5 protein-coding genes are annotated in these 6562 nt (G+C 34.3%); 1 reads left to right on the plus strand and 4 read right to left on the minus strand.

Annotated elements, in window-relative coordinates; translation table 11 throughout:
- Nucleotides 1–435: 435 nt before the first annotated feature.
- From ACMZ42_RS24495 to ACMZ42_RS24510, 4 genes are all read right to left on the minus strand, one after another.
- Nucleotides 436–2517: a serine hydrolase domain-containing protein gene (locus ACMZ42_RS24495; RefSeq protein ID WP_415733092.1), complete on the minus strand. Its 2082-nt coding sequence runs from the start codon at nt 2515–2517 to the stop codon at nt 436–438.
- A gap of 571 nt (nt 2518–3088) precedes the next feature.
- Nucleotides 3089–3433, minus strand: a complete 345-nt coding sequence (locus ACMZ42_RS24500) for a YxlC family protein (protein WP_107950135.1) — start codon at nt 3431–3433, stop codon at nt 3089–3091.
- Complete coding sequence (gene sigY, locus ACMZ42_RS24505) at nt 3420–3950, minus strand: RNA polymerase sigma factor SigY (RefSeq protein WP_415733095.1); 531 nt, start codon at nt 3948–3950, stop codon at nt 3420–3422. The genes ACMZ42_RS24500 and sigY overlap by 14 nt, the downstream gene beginning before the upstream one ends.
- Before the next feature lie 998 nt (nt 3951–4948).
- Nucleotides 4949–5809, minus strand: coding sequence for a hypothetical protein (locus ACMZ42_RS24510; protein ID WP_415733093.1), 861 nt, complete (start codon nt 5807–5809; stop codon nt 4949–4951).
- Nucleotides 5810–6264: 455 nt separating this feature from the next.
- On the opposite strand from ACMZ42_RS24510, the gene ACMZ42_RS24515 reads away from it, so the two are divergent.
- Entirely contained in the window at nt 6265–6465 is a 201-nt protein-coding gene (locus ACMZ42_RS24515; protein ID WP_415733094.1) for a hypothetical protein, read from the plus strand.
- The last annotated feature ends 97 nt before the right edge of the window (nt 6466–6562 follow it).

Consider the following 6562-nt stretch of genomic DNA (forward strand, 5'->3'; position numbering starts at 1 on the left):
TCTTTATTTATCTAGTTTGGTTTTTATTGATTATTTCTGGATGCGAATCTTCAATTAAAGTGCCCGTTAAAATTAGCACTTCACCACAGAAAATGAAAGATGATTTAGTTCTTTCATGGGAGTTCAATAAGAAAAAAAGAGCTGCCTATGCAACTCAATGATCTTCAAGTAAACCCCATTAGTTTAAGAAGTTCTAAAGTAAAAAGGGAACAATTTCATTCCCTTTCACTTTAATTTATGCTTTCAGCTATTGTCATAAAGCTTTTAGTATTTTAAGACAAACACCATTAACAGATTATTACCATGATTGTTTATGGGGAAATGATAAGTGTTCAGTAAGCCCCTTCGTAAAGAGAATGCGTAAATACAAACAAAACCAGCAAAACACCTTTTCGGTGTCGTACTGGTTTTGTTGAAGTACATCTTAAATTGTAGTTAGTTCAACTTGATTGCAAATTCCGAATTCGGCGCACCAGCAAATACAACCGTTCCGTTCTCCGGCAGTTTTACTTTGTTATTGCCGCTCACAACGGTAAAATTGATACATACACCCTTCTCATCATACACCGCGAACGAACTCTTCGATGGCAACGCTACGGTCATCGTTTTCCCTGTTACCGCTTGCGGGATTGTAAACCATCTCGCATGACCATTTGCTTGTAGCGTAACTTTAGATGCTGGGCTTGCATCAAGCGGTTTTACATTGGTTCCACTTACATATAAAAATCCGGACATCTCCATATATTCATTTCCGCCTTCTGTATAGAAACGAGATTCCGTCGTATCACGGCCTGCCAACCCGGGGATCTGGAGCTGATGCGCAGCCGTGTTTGGGCCTGTAATTTTTCTGCCGTTCCAATAGCCCTCTAGACCATCATTGCGATTAATTTGTGTTGTAAGTAACACTGGTACGAGATATTGAGAAGAACTATATTTCTCGTTAACAAGATAGAACTTGCCACCTTCCCGCTTTGCCCAGGTGGCAGTGGTTTCCTTCGATAGCACATTGTCTTCTAGTTTCTCTGCTCCATAGTGATTCACCGCTACTTGCCCTAAGCCAGGCATCGATATAAATGTACTCTCCCTCAAATATGTTCGTCTATTCTTCTCTGTGACGAAGTTGAGCTTGGAGGTACCTGTCTCATTAATAAAGCTTCCATTCGCAGTATATACATATTTTTCTTCTGGATTAGATGATAAGAACAGTTCCCCATTCTTCGTAATTTCTATTTTGAACTGACTTGAACTATTACCGTAAAAACCCGCTTTCCTCGCTACGTCTCGAGGTATCTTGGCCTTGACCGGCTTGTCAAAGGATCTGTTCGGCTTAATGTCCTTAATTGTGCCCTTCTCTTTAAGCGCAGTGAGCAGTAATTCAGTCGCCATCAGTTGATTTACAGAACTCCCGCCGCCAGATGACAACACAGCCGCTGCCATCTTCTGTTCCGGAAGCACGACCAGTGAAGCATGTTGTAAAAACGTATCTCCGCCCTTAGCCAAGCCCTTTATTCCATATTCACTGAATGGATATAGTTTCACACTATCCCAACCAAGACCATATTTGAAAATGTTATCTTCATCCCCCGGCCACATTCCTTTTTTATATTCCTCTTGCTCCATCGCTTTGACTGCCTTATCAGAGAGGATCCCTTTTCCCTGTCCCATAAATAATTGTGAGAATCGCACCATATCCTCTGCCGTGGAAGAGATCCCTCCCGCCCCGATAACATTCACCGATTCAGTGGGAAGCTGCCCTTGGTACATTGGAAAATAAAGTCCAGCCCGCTTATCATCTTCCCATTTATCCTGCGGCGTTTTCGTATGATTTAGCTTTAAGGGTTCTGTAAACTGTTTATGTAGAAATTCGGTAAAGCTCAGACCGCTGACTCTTTCCACCAAAATCTCAGCCAGCGTAAAGCCGTCGTTGCAGTATACCGAGAACGCGCCAGGATCCGCCTTCAAGTGCTGGTTGGACAATCGCTGCAACAAGTTATCATGGGCATAGGTATCATTATCTTTAAATAAAAATGCATTCCTATACTCAGTACCTTGCAAGCCGGAGGAGTGGTTCAACAGCATACGCGGCGTAATGCTTTTGTAACGCTCGTCTTTCATTTTGAAATCAGGAACATAGTGGACAACAGGAGCATCCAAATCAACTTTTCCTTCGTCGACCAATTTCATCACAGCCGCCGTTGCATACATTTTACTGACTGAACCAATCCCGTATAGGGTATCTTTGGTCAGCGGCTGTTTCCCTTTCATATCGTTCTTACCTGCCTGACCCGACAAAATAATTTGGCCATTGTCAATTAGCGCATACTGCACGCTATTCGTCTCATACGACTTCGTGAGTAGCGCAGCCTTCTCTGCCGCAATCTTCTTCAGTTCCTGGCTAGCTACTTCTTGGCTAGCTACAACCGTAGTCTGACTGCTAGAAAACGCCATCGCCCCTGTTGGTAAGCTCATCGTTAACGCTAATGTAGCGGCTAACACCCCAGATAGTTTATTTTTCATAAAAGAATTGCCTCCTTAGATAAGTGATTGATTTCATTGCTGTTATTTCGAACAAAGGTATCTCCTTGTTGTCTTTATTTAACAGATGGTAAAAATTTATAGAAGCTGCCTTCCATAAGATATTTATCAAGTAATTTCTCAAAATTGCTTACAAGAGATTCAATTTTTTCATTTCTAATACAACCAAACTAATGCGGTAATCATTGTAAGACAAGAATTTGCGCAATCCTTTCCCATAGGATTCCATTTACTAGTTCATTCATTTTTTTCTCCTCCAAATTGTTTATTTACCCTTAATACGATTACGTTCGTCTAATCGTTCACTCACGAAAAAATAAATAAAAAAAATCTCAGGAATTTGATCCTGAGACCTTTCTTTTAAATATTTTTCTTGCAAAAATAAGATAGATAATTAGATACGCTGGAAATTGAATAAGGCCTAAAAAGCCCCATAACCAAGCATTGTGTCCCCTCTTCCGTGCATCCCAAAACATCCATGAGCTCTGACAAATCAGAATGAATGCAATCACGATGCATAACCAAAGCGGTGTGCTACTTAGTTCATTTGAGATCATTCATTACTGACCTTCTTTCTAGTTTTTTTAAGCGCTAAGGGCAATAAGATAATCCCCACAAGCTGAAAATAAAGAAAAAGAATTGGCTGACGATAAACGACAGCAATCCCAACCGAAAGCACAAATACTGCAACAGAGATAAACGTGAGGAGGTCTTTCCATTGTTTTTTTCGTATTCTTTTTTTCTCTAATTCAACATTCTGTTGAAACCATTGTAAGCTTGGAGTAGATACTGGATTCCATTGATCCAGTTTTTCTAAACCATCTATTAATTGCTTAACCGTTAATTCATTTTCATCATCCAACATAGAATGACTATTTTTAGAATCATACTCTTTCAAGTTCAGCCAACTCCTTTCGTACACTTTTTAGACCATTTGAAACTCGAGATTTTACTGTTCCTTCTGCAATACCCATCATTTTTCCAATTTCCTTATATGAATATCCGTAATAATGCTTTAACACGATTGGCATACGTATTTCTTCATTAATTTGAGCAAGTACATCAAGTACATCATTCCATTCTTCGTTCATAATGGCTGCATTCCATTTCATTTTTCGGAGCGCTTGTTCCTGCTCTAGCCAGTTTTCCTCCCGCTTCTTTCTGCGCTGTTGATCGATAAAAAGGTTCGTTGCGATTGTGATGAGCCATGATGAAAACTTGGATTCACCATTATACAGTTGGATTTTTTCAATACACTTCATCATCGTCTCTTGTGCTAAATCTTCTGCGATTTGTGGATGAAGAGTAACTTTCATTAAATACTTTACGAGGAACGAATAATTCTGTTGTAGCAGTTTCGAAAGAGCCAATGTATCTCCTTTTTTCGCTTTTCGAATTAAATCCTTTTCATCCATGAGATCTACTCCATACAATAATGATTTATATGTAATACGATTTACTGGGAAAAATCGTTCATTTTCAAAATAAAGAATCATAACAAAAATCCATCTATTAGTATTTATTAAGTTTACTTGAAAGTTATATATTTCACCAAAAACCAAAGTATTGTTGCTCATTCAACGAGTTCCGAATGCTTGTCTAATTATTATCGTATTATCAAACTACTCACATGTTTTGTTTAAGTATGTCTTCTTTAACTAACTGGTCTGTTTGTGGAATAAGAAAAATCCTGTTTTGATACAGGATTTTAATCAAACTTTATTAAAATAATCAATGTTTATTTTAAATTATCGAACTTTGTTTTAAATGATCAATCTTTTTTATAAAACTACAACTTTAGATGTTCTTGTTCTTTTAGACATAAAAAACACCCCTTTGGCTAAATAATAACCAAAGGGGGAACGCTTCATGACTTTATTTTAAACATCGCAACTTTATTTCTAAGCTGCAATTTTTTAAATATAAGATTGTTTACAATCTAAATTATTTAGTATATATCTTTATTGTCCAGTATATATCTTTATTGCAAAGTATATATCTTAATTGTCCAGTATACATCTTTATTGTAACTTAACATCACAATGTGAAGAGATAATAAAGTTGTAAACTGATTCTTTGAATAAACGTACATTTTTCGATCTAAATGATTAATCAAATAATAATAAAGTTTTAAACTTAAATTCCAATAATATCCTCCATCTAAAAACTAATATAAAAAATAAAGTTTTAAACTGACAATTTCATCATACTGAATTAAAAAACAATGTTTAAAAAATTACTACAGCTGACGTTATTGTGACAAAAACCCCCCGCTTTAAACATGACTTTACTATAGCCATCCCTATAGTAAAGTCATGTTTAAAAGCTTGGTGTTCCCGTCTAAATTTAATTTCTATATATTTATATATACCAATCTGAAAGAAGTATGAAATACAAATTAAACCTAGAGCACTTAATCATTATCTAATTTCCAATCTTGCAAATTTGTTAATTTTATTTCATATTGATCATTAAGAACTTCATCTGGAATTAAATACTTATTACTCTCAGGAATCTTAATAAAATAATCTACACCATAATCCTTTTCATAAATTGCATGCTTTATATAAGGGGTAGTAATTTTCAATTTACTTGTTTCATTACTAATCTCATAAGAAGGATTTACAATGTAATTTCTAACTCCCCTTCTTAACTTCAAATTACTAGATATAGAGTTCAGTTCAGTTCCAAAATCGTCTGAAAAAGTAGATACTTCTTGTTTTAATAAATCATACAGCTCTCTATTAAATGCTCTGAAAAAATTTTGAGTATAAAGAGAATTTGAGTTAAAAGGTTCCAAAACATATGTAAATAAATAAGATATACCCAAACTTGTTATTTTTAAATGAAAATTAGTATGGTTGAAATCATATTCAGCAACTATGTCATCATTCGAAATAGTAATTGAATTCATTGAATGGGTAGCAGCATTTCTTAACAATTTGAAAAGCCTATAACATTCCTTTAATATTATTTCCTCATCTGAACTGTTAGGCAGATGTATGTATTTGTATCTAAATGATTTACCTTGTAAATTTGGGAAGTCTATATCAATTTTTGCATCTAAGGTTGAAAAAATATCAATGATTTGCAATATTAGATTATCTGAAATATGAGGTTTACTAAAATAGTCTTTAAGAATACTACCTCCTCCACTAAATACAACCTCCTCTTCATTAATTTGAACTTCATATTCTCTATATACTATTGGATAAATTTTTAGATCACTTTTTTGTAAGAAACGGACTGTTTGACTCAGAAAATTGTTCTCCATTTAAAATATCTCCCTTTTATTAATACTATTAACTGTTTTAAATCACTTATTTGAATTTAGACCAAAAAAAATAGTAAGTTGTATACTGAATATAAGGACGTTTTTTATAGCAGTTAATTTTATAACCGTATTTCTTTATCAACTACAAATCGATTAATTCGCAAACTTGGCGTACAGTTAATTATTCAAAAGTAAATCATTGTTTCTTTAAGAGCAATCCTTCAAGAAGTTTTTGACAAGTGACAATAAAGTTGCCTAATAATGACTTTTTTATATAATTTAACACCGTCCCTAAAACAGACGGTGTCGGTTGAAATAAAGTAGTTTGTTTTTTATTTTGGACAACAAAAATAAGTAACAATATTGTTGTTTAATTTATATAATAGTTTAAATTGCATATAATAAACTATTCCTTTTATAATGCTTAATTATCATAGTAATTGGAGGATAAAAAAATGACTAATTTTAATAAATTGGACTTTGATAATAAAATGTTATTTTTTGAAAAAACATTTAGAAAAGAAGCTTCTATGGAGTTTCTCATTGAATTAGAAAAAAACGGTGGTGGTGATATTTCTGTAACACAAGTATTGGATTTCTTAGAAAAACGAGGGGTGGAAATAATCGGGAGAATAAAAACTATTAATTCACCCTAAAATTCACAAACTTAGCCCTAATATTTCTCAGCTTATTCATTTCATCATTACTAATACTCATATTGTTACTTAATAGTATTTGCTCAGTATATATAAG

The organism is Lysinibacillus sp. NPDC056185 (genome assembly GCF_047737915.1).
Taxonomy (GTDB): Bacteria; Bacillota; Bacilli; order Bacillales_A; family Planococcaceae; genus Lysinibacillus.

Excerpts from the sequence above, each read along its gene's own strand:
- sigY (WP_415733095.1), bottom strand. The coding sequence starts at position 3,950 with ATGGATGAAAAGGATTTAATTCGAAAAGCGAAAAAAGGAGATACATTG.
- ACMZ42_RS24515 (WP_415733094.1), top strand. The coding sequence starts at position 6,265 with ATGACTAATTTTAATAAATTGGACTTTGATAATAAAATGTTATTTTTT.
- ACMZ42_RS24510 (WP_415733093.1), bottom strand. The coding sequence starts at position 5,809 with ATGGAGAACAATTTTCTGAGTCAAACAGTCCGTTTCTTACAAAAAAGT.
- ACMZ42_RS24495 (WP_415733092.1), bottom strand. The coding sequence starts at position 2,517 with ATGAAAAATAAACTATCTGGGGTGTTAGCCGCTACATTAGCGTTAACG.